This is a genomic window from Chryseobacterium sp. MIQD13 (assembly GCF_050496705.1).
Taxonomy (GTDB): Bacteria; Bacteroidota; Bacteroidia; order Flavobacteriales; family Weeksellaceae; genus Chryseobacterium.
This window is the reverse complement of record NZ_JBNWAF010000004.1, coordinates 245,778-265,004: the sequence shown is the minus strand read 5'-3', so window position 1 is coordinate 265,004 and position 19,227 is coordinate 245,778. Positions and strand designations below refer to the sequence as shown.

Below are 19,227 nucleotides of genomic sequence, written 5' to 3'. Positions count from 1 at the left end.
GATTACAGTTATGAAAATGGCTGATTTTGAAGTTGGCTGAGGCACTCGAAGCCAACATAATGGTAACTTCGAGTGCCTTAGCCACCACATATTCACTACAAATCCTTATCTCCGATCTTTTCGATTTCAAGAGAAGGTTTGCTAACGTGTTCTTTCACAAATTTCTTTTCAAGAAGTTGATAAACCCCATATACAGCAGCAATTGAAATCACCCAGCTGATCATATTAATTAATGAAAATCCTGTATAGTTTACATTATCCACAGCATCAGGCTCTGTAATTCCTTTATAAATACCATAAGAAAAGCCAAAGAAGAGCTGACTTCCTAAATATACTCCAATCGCTAAAAGGCCGTAATGCCATTTTGTTTTTCCGAACCTTTCAGCCAGCTGCGCATAATATCTGTAGGCTCCTATAAGAATAAAAATTGATAAGATAATTCGTGTTTTATATATTTAACATTTCAGACTATCCGATTTTATGAAAAATAATGTAATAATCCTTATAGAATAGCCATTGATTGCTAAAATAACACTTTTTTCAATGCTGTAAAACAAAAGAATATCCGTAAAATCACTAAAATTTCACCCTCGGATTAAAATTCGTATCCTACATCCACAAGAAACAATCCGTGGCCCGGAGCTGAAGTTCCCGCAGCATTGCGATGCTTGTCTTCAATAATTTTACGCAGATCTTCCGGCTTTATTTTCCCGCTTCCGATTTCAACCATGGTCCCGACAATGGCACGGACCATATTTCTAAGAAAACGATTGGCGGAAACCGTAAATTTAAGTTCTGTTCCATCCTGCTCCCACTCTGCTTTGTACATTTTGCAGATATTGGTTTTGTTGTCCGTTTTTAATTTAGCAAAACTTGTAAAATCTTCATATTCGAATAAAATCTTACAGGCCTCATTCATTTTATGGATATCCAGCGGTCTTTTCCAATGCTGCCATGCCGATTCCTGAGTAAAAGGATTTTTCGCCAGGGAAATATAATATTCATAAGTTCTGTAGGTAGCATCAAAGCGGGCGTGAAAATCATCTTTCACCTGAAAAATTCTTTTTATCGCAATATCAGGTGGTAAGAAACTGTTTAATTTATAAGGCAGATTTACCTCGTCCACAGCCTGCTCTGTATCAAAATGGGCAAATATTTTTTTGGCATGAACGCCTGTATCTGTTCTTCCCGCACCTGTTGTTTTGATTTCTTCCCTCAATATGGTGGAAAGTGCTTTTTCCAGCTCTTCCTGTACAGAAATGGCATCCGGCTGTATCTGATAACCGAAATAATTTTTCCCGTTGTAAGAAAATTCTATAAAGTATCTCAATGTATTATAATAACTCAACAAAAATACTTTAATTTAATGAAATATTTGTTGAAAAGTCTTTGAGAATATTACATCAATCCCTACGAAAATTCCTATTTTTGCAAACGTATGAAAAGATGGTACCTTTATCCTTTTTCCCTCGGTTATCATTTGGTAACGGGTATCCGAAACACAATGTATGATCTGGGCGTTTTTAAAACGACTAAATTCAAGACTCCGATAATCAATGTCGGTAATCTTTCTGTGGGCGGAAGCGGAAAATCGCCTATGGTGATGTATCTTGCCCAATACCTGTCCAAACACTACAGAACAGGAGTTCTTTCACGCGGTTACGGAAGATTGACGAAAGGCTATGAAGTAACCAATTATGAAAGCAATTATAAAATTGTAGGTGATGAGGCCATGCAGCTTTTTGAACGCTTTAAAAACCGTTTCGTTATTGCTGTTTCAGAAGAAAGAGTTCCCGGAGCCAAAAAAGTGATCGAAGACATGGATCTTGATGTCCTTGTTTTGGATGATGCCATGCAGCACAGAGCCATAAAAGCAGGATTCAATATTCTGATGACGGACTTTAATGATCCTTATTTCAAAGACCATCTTCTTCCTGCCGGAGACTTAAGGGAATCCAGAAACGGTTCCAAAAGGGCGGATATTATCATGGTCAGCAAATGTCCTGATGAACTTACCGAAGAAACCAAACAATATTATATTTCAAGGATCAGACCTTCCTACAACCAGAAAGTGTTCTTTTCATCCATCAGTTATGACGAAAATGTGTACGGAAGAGACAAAATGCTTCCGGACAACAACCTGAACTATTATGATATCCTTCTGATTACGGGAATTGCCAATCCCAAACCTCTTCTTGAGCACCTGGCTAAATTTTCCCAGAGAGTTAAGCATTTAAAATTCAGGGACCATCATAATTTTACGGATGACGACATCAAAAATATCACTGCAGAATATAAAAAATTAGGCGAATACAAGCTGATCCTGACCACGGAGAAAGATTATGTACGTCTGAAAACTTTTGACTATCTTAGAGAAATTGTTTACTACTGGCCTATCAATGTCATTATTGATAAAAAGGAAGAATTCAACCAAATCATCTTAGATTATGTTAGAAAAAATTAAGCAGACCGCCGATTTTATTAAAAATACCATCAAAGAAATTCCTGATTTTGCTGTTGTTTTAGGATCCGGACTGGGAAAGCTGCAGGATGAAGTGGAAACTATTCATGTTTTAGAATATTCTGAAATTCCAAATTTCCCACAGACCACCGTTGTCGGACATGGAGGAAAATTAATCTACGGAATCCTGAACGGCAGAAAAGTTCTGATGATGAGCGGCCGTTTCCATTATTACGAAGGCCATTCCATGGAAACCGTTACTTTCCCGATAAGGGTTTTCCATCTTCTGGGTATTAAAAACCTCATCCTTTCCAATGCCTGCGGTGGTGTAAATCCTGCTTATAATGTTGCTGATATCGTTATTTTAAAAGATCACATCAATATGATGCCTGAACATCCTCTTCGCGGCAAAAATATTGAATCTTTCGGACCCCGTTTCGTTGATATGAGTGAACCGTATAACAAAAAGATGATCGAGGCTGCTGAAAAGGCTGCTGCTGAAAACAGTATTAAAATTCATCAGGGCGTTTATGTGGCTTTACAGGGACCAACTTTTGAAACCCCTGCAGAATATGGAATGATCAAAGCTATTGGCGGTGATATGGTAGGAATGAGTACCGTTCCCGAAGTGATTGTAGCAAAACATATGAATATGGATGTTTTCTGTATTTCCATTATTACAGATCTTGGCGGGCCGGATATTGCATTTTCTGTGTCCCACGAAGAAGTTCTGAATGCAGCCAACAAAGCAATGCCGAATGTAATTGCTGTGGTAAAAGGCCTGGTCAAAAACTACCAGTAGATCTTTATAGAAATTTTCAATCTCATAAATTTTTCCTAATTCACAAGAAATCAATGTTAAATTGCGTTTCATTGTTTAGATTTGTATAAAATGAAATTGAGAGAATGAAAAAGTTAGCATTAATTCTTACGATAAGTGTTTTTAGACTGAGCTATTCACAGCAGCAGCCTAAAGTGCTTAAAACCAGTTTTTCAAAAGAAGCTTTGGTACAGAAACTGGAAGATGAGGAAGGAAAAAGCGTCACTATTCAGCAGATTCTTGATCACCATAAAGGTAAAGTTTTAGTGATTGATTTCTGGGCCGGATGGTGCAGAGATTGTTTAAAAGCACTTCCCAAAGCCCAGGAACTTGAAAAAAATAATCCAAATGTAGATTTCGTATTTCTTTCACTGGAAAGATCAAAAGAAGGTTTTGACAAAAGCCTCGACAGATTCAGTATGAAAGATAAGGATAACTACTGGTTTGCTTCAGGCTGGAAGAATGATTTCAATAATTATATTGATCTGAACTGGATCCCAAGGTATATGGTTATAGATCAGAAATCTGCTATTGCAAAATATTACGCCATTTCACCGGAAGATCCGGATATTCAGGAAACCATTAACAGCCTTTTACAATAATGCTTATCAGGGAAGCTACAGAACAGGATCACAATATTCTTTTAGAATTTGAACAAGGTATTGTTACTGCTGAAAGACCATTTAACAGTACTCTTATCGAAGGTGAGATTCATTATTATGACTTGTTGAATTTCATAAAATCTGAAGAAGCCACTGTGCTTGTTGCTGAAGAAAACAACGAAATTGTAGCATCCGGTTATGCATTGATTAAAAAGCCTGCAAATAATTATTCTAATTTCAGTCAGTATGCTTATCTGGGATTTATGTTTGTAAAACAGAAACAGAGGGGAAAAGGAATCAATAAACTGATTCTTGACGAACTGATCAATTGGGCAAAATCCAAGAATATCTCCGAAATAAGGCTGGATGTTTATTCTCAAAACGAATCTGCTGTAAAAGCTTATGAAAAAGCAGGATTTGAGTCATTACTCACGACAATGAGGATGAAAGTAGAATAAGAATTAAATTCAAAATAAAGGAATCCATATCTTTGCGGTATGGATTCTTCTTTTCCCTTTCCCAGGGTTTAAACGTATTACCATACGGGATTACATTTTCCCAACAAACAAAATTTTTATAGAATCCTTATTTAAAAATAATCAAAAAGATTATTGACAAATTATGTTACGACGAGTTTTGTCGTTACCTGCTTCTACATTTGGTATAAGAAAAAAGATAATGTAAACCAAGCAAAACGACTAAATACAAAAAATGAAAAAATTTGATGACGAAATAGGAGACTTATCCGGATTTAAAATTCTCTCTTTTGAAGAAATAAATAAAGGATTTAAAGGAGATAAAAATCCATTTCAGGGAATTCTTTCAAACTCACTGGAATTTAAAGATGATGAATATATTAACATTACCAAATTATTAGGAGATTTAAAATATAACTATAACGGAGGAAAAGGAGGGCACATGCAATATGTGTTCAAAGAATATTTTCAGGATATAGCACAAACCTATATCATGGATGGAGAAAAGCATATTTCTGTTTCCGCTAAGATTTATCTTAAAGACGGGATAGTAAAGACTTCCCAAAACATGGGACTAGATAAACCTCGTATGGAAGTATTTTTTGATGAAAATGACAGACTTACCTATGCCCTTACATTCCGCTACGAAGATACTATGCAGGATGTCATAGAACTTAGAACATATTCTTTTGTGGAATACAAAAATCTTTTACTCTATTTGGGGTATGGAAACGTGGAAACAGATTATGATGCTTCATCATTTTTCATTAGAGAATTTACTCGTTTTTTAGAAGGATCCGAAAGAGCAGGTGATTTATATAAAGTATATGGAGATTTGCCAACCAGTTTTATTATAAAAATACATCTTCCTACTGAGGCAGTGGTAAATCATCTGATAATATTAACAAAAGAAGATAATACAGGATGGTTTAGCTGGACAAAAGACACCACTTCCCTTTTAATAAAAGTAATGGGGATGTTCAGAAAATTTCAGGAAGCAGCAGATTATTTTTGGAAGAACCCAAAATTGCTTACCGAAATTTATGATAATCTGGATGGACATTCAGAAGTATTGGGACAGTTTAGATCTAACCGAATTCTTTTTGCTTCTGTACTGAATGTATTTGCCCAAAGAGATGTTGGTTCTAAAAGTAAAATAACTAAAAATGCCCTGTTAAACGGGAATGGTTATTTTATAGAAAGTAATATTCTGGAATTAAATGACACTCTGAACATCATCAAAGGAATTATGAGTTTTGATTGGGATTTTGACTATAAAGACGCCATTTTTCTACAACAGAAAAGAAAAGTAAACCAGAATGTAAAAGTAGTCTCAAAAGAAGGAGATCCGCTGGCTGAAGAAACCGTAACTCAGAATATAGATCCTGGATATTTTTATCATCCTATGAACCTTGTTCATTTTACAGATAAGACGCAGGAAAAAGCAAATCTGGTGACAGCTTTATTTATAAAAGCAGTTGCAGATGAAGAAGAGTGGGCAGAAGTAATGCAAAACATCCGTATTGGTGGAGATATTGTTGCCATTATTGCAGGATTTATGACAATGGGACTTACAAGTAACCTCTCTGTACTGGCTATTGCAGATATAGGTTTGGCAGGTATAGATTTAGCATTAATGGACGACGATGTAAAAAAATGGGTTTCTGATTTACCGGGCGGAAAATGGTTTGTAGAAAACTGGGATATTATTTACGCTTTAGTAGGAGCAGGCATTCTGAGCGCAGTAATGATTGAGGGAATCCTTACTTATGGTCCGGCTCTTTTGGAAACGATAAAGAATCTCAAGAATTTAAAAGGAAATTATGTTACTTTTACACAACAACTAGAGAAACTGATAGTAGAACTGGAAGCCTATCAATTGAGAAATCCTAGTAATATTATAGAGGAGGTGGTATTGGTTGGTGAGAAAAATGGATTACTACGAAAATTAGTGAAGTTTTTTTCTTCTTCAGATGCAAATTTTGAGTATATAATTAAAAATCTTACTGAGAAAAAAATTACTGTAAGAAAAGTAGGAGATAATCTTTACGAGGTTTATTATAAATGGCATATAGTAAAAACAGGTACAGAAGCAGAAGTAGGAGCTTTTCTGAGTAGAGTATATTATGCTTCACCAACAAAAGCAACAGAATTTATACAAGGTGTGCTTATAGAATCACTTACAGATTTTGAGAAGGCAGGTCTGCTTAAAAGTATATATCATTACTACAAAGGTCTGAAATATAGGATATTAATATACGAAGACCAAATTATTTGGAAAGTGGCTGATGAAAGGTTTGTTTGGGAGAATTCTGCAAGAGTATGGGGAGGTGAATTAGAGTTTGATTTTAATACTTACGGAGTAAAGGGATTAGGACAAAAATTTACAGATGAGGCATTTAACCATTTTGGAAAGAAAGTAAAAACGATAAAAGTGGAATGGAAAGAATTATCTGATTATCCTGGTGGAGAATCTTTGGGATATAAACAATTTTATGAAATTTTTTATGAAATTGGCGATGCAGATGAAGCCGTAAAAAGTACAACATTCTATAAAACAATGAATAAAAAAGGATTTACAGAAATCAAATCAGTATTTCCTGAAAAATCTGTAAAAGTAATATTAACAAAAAAATAGTAAAATTATGTATAAATCAAAATATTTAGAACGAATACTTGAAAACGGAATGTACTATAATTCAATATTAAGCCAATATCTTATATATGATTATGAAAACTTAAAAATCTCAAATCTCTTAAAAGAAAGAATTAAGACAAATGTTGATTCTAATCAGAACTTCGAAATTCCTCTTTCAGAATTTAGCACAATACAAATAGCTCTAGATCTAAGAATAGAAGAGCTTTTAAAACATCCAGACTTTGATCCATTCAAAGAGGAAAAAAGGAAAAGATTCCCAGAACAATATGGAAACCAACCTTTTGAATTTCATGGAAAAATTTATTATTTACATACTAAAACATTTCCTGTTGACAGCTTAATAGATAGAATTATCGATTTTAAAGAATTATTAGAAGAACATTTCAAAGCTAATAAACCTTTAAAATATCTATATAAAGAATAATAATATGAGCCGTTTCTTAAATGATGCGGCTTTTTATTTAATGGATGCGGAGAATCAACAGAAGAACTAACAAATGATGTGATACGGCAGAAAACTTAAAATATAAGATTAAGCAGGAAGTAAGATCGTATATACCAAAGTAAAAGATTTATATGCTGCATTGGAAAAATTTAGTAGTGAATATAAAATCCTAAAAATAAAAGATAGAATACAACAACCTCTAAACGGTTATCGGGATATCTTAATGAATATTGAAATGAAAAATGGTCATATAGTCGAGTTCAGGCTGCATTTAAAAGAAATGGATGACGTTGCTGGCGGTGTGGGACATAAACTGTATGAACAACAACGAAGTTTGTGTTTAGATTACATATTATTGATTTTTACCAACAAATTAAAATAAACAATTTATGTATACAAAAGAACAAGCAAAAGCAAAAAATGCAACGATTTGTAGATTATCAGAATAATTTAATAGTTGGGAATGAGGAAGGAGAACCGGATATTATTATATATGATCATCTTACAGAAGAGCATCCATTTAGATGGGTATTTTATTGGCAGGTAAAAAATATCAAAGAAGACTTTTCTAATTTTTTAGCTGGAAATGGCCCAATAATTATTGAGAAAGACACATTAAATGTTTATAAAATGATGACTGCTATTTCTACTGAAGAGAACATCGAGCTATATAAAAAAGATAAAAATAAATTGCTTCAGTTAGAGGAAGATCAGGATGTTTTTTTTGATCCTGTAAATATCTAACTTTCAAACTGAACTTCGGAATTTATATCAATTGCAGTTTTCCCTCTGCTCATTACAATATGAGTGAAAGTATAATTCAAAATAAAGGAATCCATATCTTTGCGGTATGGATTCTTCTTTTCCCACCCGTAAGATTATTCATGTCGATATGGATGCATTTTATGCTTCCGTGGAGCAGCATGATAATCCGTCACTCAAGGGAAAACCTATTGCTGTAGGCGGAGAACACCGCGGTGTAGTTTCTGCGGCAAGTTATGAAGCCAGAAAATATGGTGTCCGTTCTGCAATGCCCAGCAAAACAGCTAAAGAAAAATGTCCGCATATTATTTTTGTTCATCCCCGTTTTGCCAGATATAAGGAAATATCAAAACAGATCCGGGAAATTTTTTATGAATATACAGATCTTGTAGAGCCTTTATCATTAGACGAAGCCTACCTTGATGTAACTGAAAATAAAAAAGATATAGAATCCGCCAATCAGATTGCCAAAGAAATCCGCCAGAAGATATTTGAACAGACAGGGTTGACTGCTTCCGCAGGAATTTCAGTCAATAAGTTTCTTGCAAAGGTAGCTTCTGATATCAACAAACCTAATGGTCAGAAAACCATTCATCCGGATAGAATTGAGGGATTCCTTGAAGAACTTCCTGTTGAAAAATTTTACGGTGTAGGTAAAGTTACCGCTAACAAAATGTTTAGTTTAGGGATTTATAAAGGAAAAGATTTAAAGAAAAAAACTTTGGAAGAGCTGGTAAGGCTTTTTGGAAAATCCGGAGGATATTATTACAATGTGGTACGTGGGATTCATAATTCTGAAGTAAAACCTCATCGTATCCAGAAAAGTGTTGCAGTGGAAAGAACTTTTTTTGAGGATCTTTTTGACGATCAGGCAATCAATGAAAAGCTGGAACATCTGAGTCAGGAACTTCATCAGAGGCTACAGAAAAATAATATTCTCGGAAGAGCTTTAACTTTAAAAATTAAGTACAAAGATTTCTCCCTTTTTACAAGAAGTTTTACAAAGGAAGATTACTTTACTTCTCCTGAACAGTATTTTAGTACCGGAAAGAAACTTTGGGAACTAAGACCGTTTGACAAGCCGGTAAGACTGTTGGGACTTTCTCTCTCCCACCTCAACACTGAAGAGAAAAAGCAGGTTTCCATTCAACTAAAAATCCCGTTCGAAGAGTTTGAAAATTAATAGATGATAAATTTTCACTATCTTGTAGAAAACCAACCAAATCACAGCTTATGAATGCGACGATGATTCAGTTTTTCCACTGGTATTCTGAAGGAAACGGAAAATTATGGAAAGAAGCAGAAAAGGAAGCCGCACATCTGGCAGAATTGGGAATTACCTCAGTATGGTTTCCTCCTGCCTATAAAGGAACGAATGGAGGCTACTCCGTAGGTTACGATGCTTATGACCTGTATGATCTGGGAGAATTTGACCAGAAAGGAAACCTTCCTACTAAATATGGTACGAAGGACGAGTATCTAAAGACCATTAAAGCTTTAAAAAAACAAAATATAGAGGTCATCGTAGATATTGTTCTTGGACACAAGGCCGGCGGCGATGAACTGGAAAAGTTCAAAGCTGTAAAGGTAGATGAAAACAACAGGGAAAAGATCATTTCCGATGTCATTGATATTGAGTCCTATACTAAGTTCACATTTCCCGGAAGAGGAAAAAAATATTCTGATTTTGAATGGAATTTTACCTGTTTCAGTGGTGTAGATTACGCTGAAGGCATGGACTCCCATATTTATAAGATCCAGTCTGAATATGGAAACGACTGGGAAGAAATGATTGATGATGAAAAGGGAAATTACGATTACCTGATGTACAATGATATAGAGCACCGGAATCCTTTTGTACGCGAAGAGCTGAACAGCTGGGCAGAATGGTATTTCAACCTGACTGATTTTGACGGGGTACGGCTGGATGCATTGAAACATATTTCATTTGATTTTTATAAAGAGTGGCTCACCATGCTTCGTTCCAATTCCGAAAAAAACATTTTTGCCGTCGGAGAATATTGGGCTCCGGGGCAGTTGAATCTCCTGCAAAAATACATCGAGGTTACAGAGGGATGTATGAGTCTTTTTGACAGCTCGCTGCAGAATAATTTTCATACTGCATCCAATGAAGGCAGCTCTTATGATCTCCGTAGAATCTTTGATGAAACCCTCACACAGGCGGATCCAATACATTCTGTAAGTCTAGTGGATAATCATGACACACAGCCTCTACAGGATCTTGAAGCTCCGGTACAATCATGGTTTAAACCTTTAGCTTATGCACTGATCCTGCTTCGGGAGAACGGGTATCCGTGTGTGTTTTATCCTGATCTGTATGGAGCCCATTATGTTGATAAAGGCAGGGATGGAAATAATCAGGAAATTTTCTTACAGAAAGTAGATGGTATGGAAGACCTTCTTACAGCAAGAAAGGAGTATGCGTACGGAACACAGAGAGATTATTTTGAAGATGCAAACTGCCTGGGATGGACGCGTGAAGGGGACGATGAGCATTCCGGATGTGCTGTAGTTCTCAGCAACAAAGAGGCTTACAGCAAACCTATGGAAATGGGCAGACAGTACGTAGGGAAGAAGTTTCATGATCTGCTACAGCGATTTAAAGAAAAAGTAATTATCGATGAAAACGGCTGGGGAAATTTTCCCGTTCCTGCAGGAAATGTAAGTGTATGGATTCCTGAATAGTCCTGAAGGTTTGAACTTGCTCATACATTTAAGGTTCAATTTTCCGGACTTCCAGAATCTCAGGCCTTTCAGAATCATCAGAAATATTTCCGCTCCGGGCAAATTCTGCCCATAATGCTCTCAGTTTTTTTCCATTCTCATCAATGTATTTCCACGGAATATCTTTCAGCATTTCAGAGGATTTCCAGGCTGGCTCATTCCCGAAAATCAAAGGAAGATCAATACAATGCGGAGCCCCGATATGAGTATTTCCTGCTCCGGAATGGATTCTGAACAAATAAACATTTCCTCCCGCCTTTGCATGATTTTCTGCAAATATTTTTGCCGGGGTTCCATAAATAAGCTCAGTTGTTTTTTCAACTGTTTTATCCATAATTTTCAGTCCCAGCCCTTTTCCGAAGTATTTATTTAAAGCATCAGAAGTTTTAAGGTAAAATGCAGTTTCGTCATTGTTCAGGCCAATCAGCACATCATATTTTCCGGCATTTTCTTTCCATTTTTCCGTTGATTCTTCTTCCCTGCATAAAGGTGGAAATCCATATTGGATACCAAAAGGCATGGCAGCTTTCAAGCCGTATTTGATGACGGAGGGTACATATTTCCTGTACTCATCCATCATTTTAAAAACATCAGCCTCGTCTTTTAATCTTTCGGTTTTTTTCAGAAATTCAGCAGACATTTTCTGTCTTTTATAACGTAATCCTAGTGGCGCACTCTGTATGATCACTCTTTGAAACAAATCTTCAACATCTTCAGAGATCATCAGATGGGCAATAGCATCTCCACCTGAAGACTGGCCTAAAAGAGTAATATTTCCAGCATCACCTCCAAACTCTGGAATATACGTTTTGATCCATTTTAATGCTTCTATAATATCTAGTAATCCTAAATTAGGCGGTTTTTCATCACCTCCCAGAAAGCCGAAAAGTCCAAGCCTGTAAGAAACAGCAACAACAATCATCTGCTGCTCTTTCACCCAGTCACCGGGATCAGATGTAGGGAGATCGCCACATCCTATCTCATGGGAGCCTCCATGAATCCAGACTACAACGGGAAGCTTTTCATTGTCTGTAAAATTATCCGGACGGAATACAGAAAGATATTGTGTGGATTCATCAGGAGTAAAGCTTTCAATATCGGTAGGGCCAATCATTTTTTCTACCAGCGGACTGATAGCCTGCGGACAAACCGGTGTTTTATCCGGAAAAATAATTTCTGAAGGAGACGGCTGTTCTGCAACAGGTTTTTGAAATCTTTCTGAACGGGCATAACGGATGCTTTTGGCTTTTATCACACCATTCTCTTTTAATGCGATAATTCTTCCAAATGCTGTCTGAAAAATGTGTGTTTTGGACTGCTGAACTGTCATTTCAAAAACTGTGAAAATTTTTATCTATTAAAATTAATTTAGTTTTTTGGAATGAGAAAATTTTCGCTTTGATTTAACGTTAAAAATATGTAGGTTCCATAGGGTTAATTAAACACGAATTTCACAAATTCCCTGCACAAATTTCCACAAATATTTTAGTATAGAATTGTGGTATTTGTGAAAATATTTTTGTCTTTTCTGTTTAAAAATCAATTCAGGGTTTTGTATTCACTGGGCGAAACACCTACTTTGGTTTTGAATAGTCTCGTAAAATGCTGTGGATATTTAAACCCAAGGTCATAGGAAATCTCACTGATTGATTTTGAGGGATTCAATATTTGTTCTTTGGCAGTATCAATCAGTTTATTGTGGATAAATTCCTGGGCAGAAATCCCTAATTCCTTTTTGATAAGGTCTCCGAAATAATTGGCAGACAGGTTCAGCTTTTCTGCAAAATAGTTAACCATTGGAAAACCAATATTTTTAGGGTTGTCAGATTTAAAATAATCATCTACCAGATTTTCAAATTTCCCGATTACCCCCTGATTGATATGATCTCTCGTAATAAACTGACGGTCATAAAAACGCATACAGTAATTTAAAAACAATTCAATATTATTGACAATCAGTGATTTACTGTGTTTATCAATCGACTGTTCAAGCTCAAGCTTTATATTTTTAAAACATTCTAAAATGATTTCTCGCTCTTTTTCAGAAAGATGTAATGCTTCATGGACATCATAGGAAAAAAAGGAATAGTCTTTTATGTTCTTCCCTAAATTGGTTCCTTTGATCAGATCCGGATGAAAGAGTAAGGCATAGCCTGCCGGCTGAATCCACTTTCCTTTATTGTAAATTCCATAGGTTTGGCCAGGTGCGATGAAAACCAATGTTCCTTCCTGATAATCGTAGCTGTTTTTTCCATAAAACATATCTCCACACATCACATCTTTCAAAAAAACAGTATAAAAACCAAACATTCTTTTATGCTGGCAAATAGGATCAGATTTTGAAAAATCAATCACACTTACCAACGGATGCAGGGTTTCGTGGTTGGCCATTTTATTATATTCCGATACGCTATTGTAAATTTCAACTTCCTGATTTTCCATGAATTTCATTTTAATCTTATTCAAAATTACCACTTTCCCGCATACCTTGTATGGTGTCTGTAAAATTGGTAAGTATTTCGGTAATCTGTATAAGCTGTGTTTATTTAAAAGTTTCGACTTTTGTATTGTTATGGAAACATTAAATACAAATATTTTTCCAAAAGGAGAAAAAGCGCCTGAAGCTTATTTTTCTGGAGGAACAGCCTGGATTCAGATTTTGAAACCTAATGAAGATGACCTGAACTGCCAGATCGGAAATGTTATTTTTGAGCCGGGCTGCAGAAATAACTGGCATTCTCATAGTGGCGGTCAGATTTTAATCGTAACTTCAGGAACAGGGTTTTATCAGGAAAAGGGAAAAAATGCACAGATCTTAAAACCGGGAGATGTTGTGAATATTCTTCCTGATGTGATTCACTGGCATGGGGCAGCCCGGGATAGTGAGTTCACCCATATTGCCATTAATCCCAATACTCAAAATGGTATTGTGGAATGGCTGGAACCTGTAAGTGATGAAGAATACAATAATTTATAACTAGACAACTTATTAACTTAATTGAATAAACCAATGAGCACATTAACAGTAAAAGCCTACGGAGCTGAATCAGCTACGGCAGATCTGAAAGAAATGAACATCGAAAGAAGAGTGACCACACCCAAAGATGTAGAAATTGAAATTCTATATTGCGGAGTATGCCACTCTGACCTTCATACAGCCAGAAACGACTGGGGCGGATCTTTGTATCCTGTAGTCCCGGGACATGAAATTGTGGGAAGAATTACCAATGTAGGAAGTGAAGTTTCCAAATTTAAAGTGGGGGATCTTGCCGCAGTAGGATGTATGGTGGATTCCTGCGGACACTGTGACAGCTGTAAGGAGGACCTGGAACAGTATTGCCTGAACGGATTTACAGGAACATATAACGGAAAAGACAAGCATTTAGGAGGCCATACTTTTGGAGGATATTCCCAGAAGGTGGTTGTAGACGAGCATTTTGTATTAAGCGTACCGGAAAATCTTGATCTGGCAGCAGTAGCCCCACTTTTATGCGCAGGTATAACAACATGGTCTCCGCTAAGACACTGGAATGTAGGTCCGAATTCTAAAGTTGCAGTTGTAGGTTTGGGTGGATTGGGACATATGGCGATCAAATTAGCAAAAGGATTAGGTGCTGAAGTTACCCTGTTTTCAAGAACTCCGGGAAAAACTGAGGATGCCAAGCAGCTGGGAGCTGATCATGTGGTTATTTCTACAGATGATTCACAAATGGACACTGTAAAAGGAAAATTCGACCTGATCATTGATACGGTTCCTTATGAGCATGAAATCAATCCTTATATGCAGACACTTACTTTAAACGGAACTTTGGTTCTTGTAGGATTTGTTGGGGAATTCCAGAATGCAGAAGTAAGCACAAGACCTATGATTTTCCAGCGTCGTTCTGTTGCAGGATCATTAATCGGTGGTATTGCTGAGACTCAGGAGCTACTGGATTTCTGCGGAAAGCATAATATTGTTTCGGACATTGAGCTGATCAAGATGCAAGATATTAATCAGGCTTACGAAAGAATGATCAAAAGTGACGTGAAATACCGTTTCGTTATCGACATGCAGTCTTTATAGTATTTTTTTCAGATTAGATAAAAAGACTCTTCAGGTGAAGAGTCTTTTTTATGTTTAGTAAGCTTTTTTCATGTCCTGAAAGGCCCAGTCCGCCATTGCATCAATTACCGGAGCCAATTTAAGTCCTGCCTTACTTAATTCATAGGTAACATGTGGTGGAACTACAGGTTTTGCAGTCCTGATAATCAATCCATCAGCTTCCAGTTGTTTCAGATGCTGGATCAACATTTTTTCCGTGACTTCCGGAATGGCTCTTTTTAATTCGCTGTATCTTTTCTCTCCTGTGGAAAGATTAAACAGGATAATGGGTTTCCAGAACCCGCCTATTTTTTCCATAACATACATTACGGGGCACTGTTCCAATACGCTTTTTCGGTTTTGCTGGATGGTGGAGCTTTCTTTAATTGCGGTCATGATACATACTTTAGGGTAAGTACTTGTATAAAAGTAAGTACAAATATAACTTTGTATCAGGAAATAAACAACATTTAATATGAAAATTATCGTAACAGGTTCTTTAGGGAATACAGCAAAGCCATTAGCACAGCAGCTAATTTCAGAAGGTCATGACATTACTGTAATCAGCAGTAGTGAAGCAAAGAAAAGTGAAATTGAATCTTTGGGAGCAAAGGCAGCAATCGGCTCTATTACCGATGTTGGTTTTTTGGTAAAAACATTTGAAGGTGCAGATGCCGTATTTGCCATGACCCCTCCGGTTATGGGTGAAACCCATATTGTTGAAAATACAGCCAATGCGGGAAAAAATTATGCAGAAGCCATTGCAAAAGCAAATGTAAAAAGACTTGTCATGCTAAGCAGCGCAGGGGCTGATTCACCTGTTGAGACTGGTCCAATCAAAGGGCTTTACCATATTGAGAAGGTATATAATGGATTGGAAAACACTTCTGTTACTTTTCTAAGGGCAGGCTATTTCTACATTAATTTTTTCAATGATATTCCTTTGATTAAAAATGCAGGAATCATTGGCGGAAATTATCCCGAAAATGTAAGCATTCCATTAACACATCCAGTTGATATTGCTAAAGCTGCAGCTGAAGAGCTGGTAAAAAATACAACAGGGAAAAACATTCGTTACGTTGTAAGTGATTCACGTGTACCTTCGGATTTTGCAAAAGTTTTGGGTTCTGCTGTCGGAAATTCAGCATTGCCCTGGGTTGAATTTACAGATGAGCAGTCTTTTGACGGAATGGTTCAGGCAGGTCTTCCACAGGAAATGGCTGAATTATATGTTGAAATGGGCAAAGGAATGAGAACAGGGGTTGTCCAGAAGGATTTTATTGAGCAGGGATCTCCGGTTGACGGCGAAATTAAATTAGAGGATTTTGCTAAAGAATTTGCTTCTAAATTTTAATCTTGGTTTTCTATAAAATAGTTTCGGCGGACCTTTGGTCCGCCGAAACTTTATCTTCAATAATTTTAATTAGTTCTTTTCTTTTAAAGTTCCTTTTAAAACTTTAAGTTTTCCATCAATTGGCTGGTCAATTTTCAATCCGAGGATTTCAGCAACCAAAGGATAAACATTGACATTAGAAAATTCATCTACAACTACATTATTTCTGAATTGCGGGCCCCAGGCAAAGAAAGTCGCCTTCATTTCAGGAACCAGTCTTGGGTTGTAACCATGTTTTCCAACTGATGTTTTCTTGCCTTTTTCCAAAAATATTTTAGGAGCCTTTGGAATAAGAAGAATCTGGCCTATTCTGCCGTATTGATCGTCTTTAGTTCCAAAATGCAGATATTTAGGAAGTCTTTTATCTAAATATACTTCGTAATCATCAGTTTTTCCGGCTTTAAGCTCCTGATAAACCGATTTTACTTCGTCAGGATTTTTCACCACTACTCTTAATAATGTCTGGGAATTATAAAAATCAAATCTGTCTTTATTTAAAAGTATGGCAGGAATTTCTAAAGGAGCTCCACCGTCTACTTTTATCATTCCGTGATCTGAAACAAAAACGAAGTTTACATTTTTCAATCCCAGATCATTTACTTTCTGCACCAGGTCTCCTATTGCATGATCTATCAGATGAACAGCTTCATCTGTTTCTTTTGATTCCGGGCCAAAATGATGTCCGCTTCCATCCACTTCCGGGAAATATAATGAAATAAAGTGAGGTCTTTTATTCATCGGCAATTTCAGCCAATCAATTACTTTATCAACCTTTTCAGAAGGTGTGAATTTTTCATGGTAGGGATAATAATAAGTAGGTCTTTTTCCTCCTGCATCACTTGCAGAACCTACCCACATCATAGAAGCTGAGATCATTCCCTGCTTTTCAGCCAGCCCCCATAAAGGAAGTCCGCCATACCAGCTTCCGTCCTCAGCATTTTTTTTGTCACTCATGGCATAGAACTCTTTTCTCTTATAATCGTAGAAAAAATTATCAATCAAACCGTGATGTGAAGGATATAATCCGGTAGCCAGGCTCCAGTGATTCGGGAATGTTATACTTGGATAACTGGGAATCATTGCTTTTGCCTGAACTCCTTCATTGGAAAGCTTCAAAAGATTCTCTGCATTATATTTTTTAGCATAATCATAACGGAAACCATCCGTTGAGATCATGATTACATAAGGTTTTGTCTGGGCATCAACTGTATTATACCGGTTGGGAATAACAATCTGAGTGGTATCTACCGGTGCTTTCTGTGCAAAAAGTGTCAAAGAAAAAATAAACAGTAAAAAATGCAGTCCTCGCTTCATTATAGAAATTTTCAGCAAAGTTACTGTGTCAAAACCTCAGATGAAAATTTAACGGGTTAAAAAATCATTAAAACCTTTTTTTAGGATTATGATAAATAAAATCTCTATATTTTTGTGGTCATTATTAAAGTATGGGAAGCATTTACATTTGGGCTGGTACAATATTGTTCATGTTAACAATGGGTTTGGCAATTCTTTTAAACAAAACAAAAATTAAACCTTACATTTTATATGCTTTATACCTAGTTTTAATCTTTGTATTTTCATTTAGAATAATGAAAGAAATAAAAGAATATAATGCTTTCAATCAGGAAGATTTTTCAAATATCATTAAAATACTGATTGACGACCGGGAAATAGACAAAGAAATTGTAAAACCATTATTTGAAGAACTTAAACATGATGATTTCACATGGGTGGATCATCCAATAAAAAGAAAAGAGTACTTTATTAATGTTTATACTCATAAAAGAATATATCGGTTCAAAATATGGGATACTTACAATCAAGGCGTTCTGGTTTCTAGATTTGATTGTGATGGAAAAGATTTTATAACAAACAGAAATGATAAGCTCTTATATTTTTTAAACCGGAATAATGAAATACAACAATAGGCCAGTATAAAAGTAAATCCTCCACAAAAAGCGAAGGATTTACTTTAATTAAAATTTTTAATAATTTATTCCTTAATCAATTTCTCATAAGACAGGCTTCCGTCTTTCAAAGTAATTTCAAAATAGTAAGTTCCGGATTTAAGATCCCTTACATTTATATTTTCACCATCAGGCTTTACAGATCTTACTTTTCTTCCTGCTGATTCATAAATATCAATGGATTTTATTTTATCTGCATTTTTGAAACTAACTGTTTCTTTAGCAGGGTTTGGATAAAGAATCACTTTTTTACTCACCATATCAGTTTCATTCACTCCCAATACGCTCGTAAAAGATGCAGTAGCATAGCCTACATTGGCAGTTCCCCCATGAGGAGCAACCGTTGTAGTTGCAGTAGCTGGTCTTGGTCCCGCAAAACTTATGGAAGTGGTTGTAGCATAAGGCATCTGATAATCATTCGGATCTGAATTTGTCAAAGCCCTTGTTAAAGTCAGCGTTCTTACAGAACCGGAAACAACATCACTTACTATAGTCCAGTCCTGGGAGCTGTCTAACGGAGGCTGTGTAGTTCCTATAAAGTTTCTGTCTGTCAGTTTAGGAGTGGTAACGGCCGAATAAACTACAGCATCTCCCGCTGACATGCTAAATCCCGCATTAACACCAATTCCCAAGCCAAACCATCTGTCAGATGGACCTTTTAAGACCAAAGTTACTTTAGATGTTGCATTATCAAGAGTAAAATTTGCAATTATCCCGTTATTAGGGGATAAAGGTACGTCACCTGTAGTTTTTTGCTGCGAAAAGCCCAAAAAACCTATTAATAAGAAGGAAAAGAGTACAATGTTTTTCATA

The 19,227-nt window shown here is 36.1% G+C and carries 20 protein-coding genes; 13 read left to right on the top strand and 7 right to left on the bottom strand.

Annotated features, from left to right (window positions below; translation table 11 throughout):
* Positions 1-95: 95 nt before the first annotated feature.
* Together ACQWU4_RS18135 and truA are read right to left on the bottom strand one after the other, a co-directional pair.
* Complete coding sequence (locus tag ACQWU4_RS18135; RefSeq protein ID WP_429937155.1) at positions 96-263, bottom strand: hypothetical protein; 168 nt, start codon at positions 261-263, stop codon at positions 96-98.
* A 332-nt stretch (positions 264-595) separates the two neighbouring features.
* On the bottom strand, positions 596-1,351 hold the full coding sequence (gene truA / locus ACQWU4_RS18130) for a tRNA pseudouridine(38-40) synthase TruA (protein ID WP_429937154.1): 756 nt from the start codon (positions 1,349-1,351) through the stop codon (positions 596-598).
* Positions 1,352-1,438: 87 nt separating this feature from the next.
* Between truA and lpxK the strand changes: the two genes are divergently transcribed.
* The 9 genes from lpxK to ACQWU4_RS18085 all read left to right on the top strand — a co-directional run bounded on the left by lpxK (position 1,439) and on the right by ACQWU4_RS18085 (position 10,931).
* Positions 1,439-2,464 carry a tetraacyldisaccharide 4'-kinase gene (gene lpxK, locus ACQWU4_RS18125; protein ID WP_429937153.1) on the top strand — a complete coding sequence of 342 codons (1,026 nt, stop codon included), beginning with the start codon at positions 1,439-1,441 and terminating at the stop codon, positions 2,462-2,464.
* Complete coding sequence (locus ACQWU4_RS18120; RefSeq protein ID WP_429937152.1) at positions 2,448-3,263, top strand: purine-nucleoside phosphorylase; 816 nt, start codon at positions 2,448-2,450, stop codon at positions 3,261-3,263. Before lpxK ends, ACQWU4_RS18120 begins: the two co-directional genes overlap by 17 nt.
* A 104-nt stretch (positions 3,264-3,367) precedes the next feature.
* Complete coding sequence (locus ACQWU4_RS18115) at positions 3,368-3,883, top strand: TlpA family protein disulfide reductase (RefSeq protein ID WP_429937151.1); 516 nt, start codon at positions 3,368-3,370, stop codon at positions 3,881-3,883.
* The gene (locus tag ACQWU4_RS18110) at positions 3,883-4,341 is read left to right on the top strand and encodes an N-acetyltransferase family protein (RefSeq protein ID WP_429937150.1); all 459 of its coding nucleotides are present in this window, start codon (positions 3,883-3,885) and stop codon (positions 4,339-4,341) included. Before ACQWU4_RS18115 ends, ACQWU4_RS18110 begins: the two co-directional genes overlap by 1 nt.
* Positions 4,342-4,594: 253 nt before the next feature.
* Positions 4,595-6,997, top strand: a complete 2,403-nt coding sequence (locus ACQWU4_RS18105; protein ID WP_429937149.1) for a hypothetical protein — start codon at positions 4,595-4,597, stop codon at positions 6,995-6,997.
* Positions 6,998-7,004: 7 nt separating this feature from the next.
* Positions 7,005-7,442 (top strand): hypothetical protein, encoded by a 438-nt coding sequence (locus tag ACQWU4_RS18100; protein WP_429937148.1) that lies wholly within the window; start codon positions 7,005-7,007, stop codon positions 7,440-7,442.
* A 357-nt stretch (positions 7,443-7,799) separates the two neighbouring features.
* A complete protein-coding gene (locus ACQWU4_RS18095; RefSeq protein ID WP_429937147.1) occupies positions 7,800-8,207 on the top strand; it encodes a hypothetical protein in 408 nt (135 codons plus the stop codon).
* Between the two features lie 106 nt (positions 8,208-8,313).
* Complete coding sequence (dinB, locus tag ACQWU4_RS18090) at positions 8,314-9,408, top strand: DNA polymerase IV (protein ID WP_429937146.1); 1,095 nt, start codon at positions 8,314-8,316, stop codon at positions 9,406-9,408.
* A 50-nt stretch (positions 9,409-9,458) separates the two neighbouring features.
* Entirely contained in the window at positions 9,459-10,931 is a 1,473-nt protein-coding gene (locus tag ACQWU4_RS18085; protein WP_429937145.1) for an alpha-amylase, read from the top strand.
* A gap of 28 nt (positions 10,932-10,959) precedes the next feature.
* On the opposite strand, the gene ACQWU4_RS18080 is transcribed toward ACQWU4_RS18085, so the two are convergent.
* Together ACQWU4_RS18080 and ACQWU4_RS18075 are read right to left on the bottom strand one after the other, a co-directional pair.
* Positions 10,960-12,300, bottom strand: coding sequence for a carboxylesterase family protein (locus ACQWU4_RS18080; protein WP_429937144.1), 1,341 nt, complete (start codon positions 12,298-12,300; stop codon positions 10,960-10,962).
* 209 nt (positions 12,301-12,509) lie between these two features.
* Positions 12,510-13,412, bottom strand: a complete 903-nt coding sequence (locus ACQWU4_RS18075) for a helix-turn-helix domain-containing protein (protein WP_429937143.1) — start codon at positions 13,410-13,412, stop codon at positions 12,510-12,512.
* 130 nt (positions 13,413-13,542) lie between these two features.
* Between ACQWU4_RS18075 and ACQWU4_RS18070 the strand changes: the two genes are divergently transcribed.
* Together ACQWU4_RS18070 and ACQWU4_RS18065 are read left to right on the top strand one after the other, a co-directional pair.
* Positions 13,543-13,947 (top strand): cupin domain-containing protein, encoded by a 405-nt coding sequence (locus ACQWU4_RS18070; protein ID WP_429937142.1) that lies wholly within the window; start codon positions 13,543-13,545, stop codon positions 13,945-13,947.
* A 33-nt stretch (positions 13,948-13,980) separates the two neighbouring features.
* Positions 13,981-15,036: an NAD(P)-dependent alcohol dehydrogenase gene (locus tag ACQWU4_RS18065; RefSeq protein WP_429937141.1), complete on the top strand. Its 1,056-nt coding sequence runs from the start codon at positions 13,981-13,983 to the stop codon at positions 15,034-15,036.
* 54 nt (positions 15,037-15,090) lie between these two features.
* Here the strand turns inward: ACQWU4_RS18065 and ACQWU4_RS18060 are convergent, their stop codons facing one another.
* Positions 15,091-15,450 carry a winged helix-turn-helix transcriptional regulator gene (locus tag ACQWU4_RS18060; RefSeq protein ID WP_429937140.1) on the bottom strand — a complete coding sequence of 120 codons (360 nt, stop codon included), beginning with the start codon at positions 15,448-15,450 and terminating at the stop codon, positions 15,091-15,093.
* A 79-nt stretch (positions 15,451-15,529) separates the two neighbouring features.
* Here ACQWU4_RS18060 and ACQWU4_RS18055 point away from each other — a divergent pair, with 79 nt between their 5' ends.
* Positions 15,530-16,408 (top strand): NAD(P)H-binding protein, encoded by an 879-nt coding sequence (locus ACQWU4_RS18055; protein WP_429937139.1) that lies wholly within the window; start codon positions 15,530-15,532, stop codon positions 16,406-16,408.
* Between the two features lie 69 nt (positions 16,409-16,477).
* Here the strand turns inward: ACQWU4_RS18055 and ACQWU4_RS18050 are convergent, their stop codons facing one another.
* Positions 16,478-17,761: an ectonucleotide pyrophosphatase/phosphodiesterase gene (locus ACQWU4_RS18050; RefSeq protein WP_429937138.1), complete on the bottom strand. Its 1,284-nt coding sequence runs from the start codon at positions 17,759-17,761 to the stop codon at positions 16,478-16,480.
* Positions 17,762-17,892: 131 nt separating this feature from the next.
* Between ACQWU4_RS18050 and ACQWU4_RS18045 the strand changes: the two genes are divergently transcribed.
* Positions 17,893-18,375: a hypothetical protein gene (locus ACQWU4_RS18045; protein WP_429937137.1), complete on the top strand. Its 483-nt coding sequence runs from the start codon at positions 17,893-17,895 to the stop codon at positions 18,373-18,375.
* Positions 18,376-18,440: 65 nt separating this feature from the next.
* On the opposite strand, the gene ACQWU4_RS18040 is transcribed toward ACQWU4_RS18045, so the two are convergent.
* A complete protein-coding gene (locus ACQWU4_RS18040) occupies positions 18,441-19,226 on the bottom strand; it encodes a T9SS type A sorting domain-containing protein (RefSeq protein WP_429937136.1) in 786 nt (261 codons plus the stop codon).
* Between the last annotated feature and the right edge of the window lies 1 nt (position 19,227).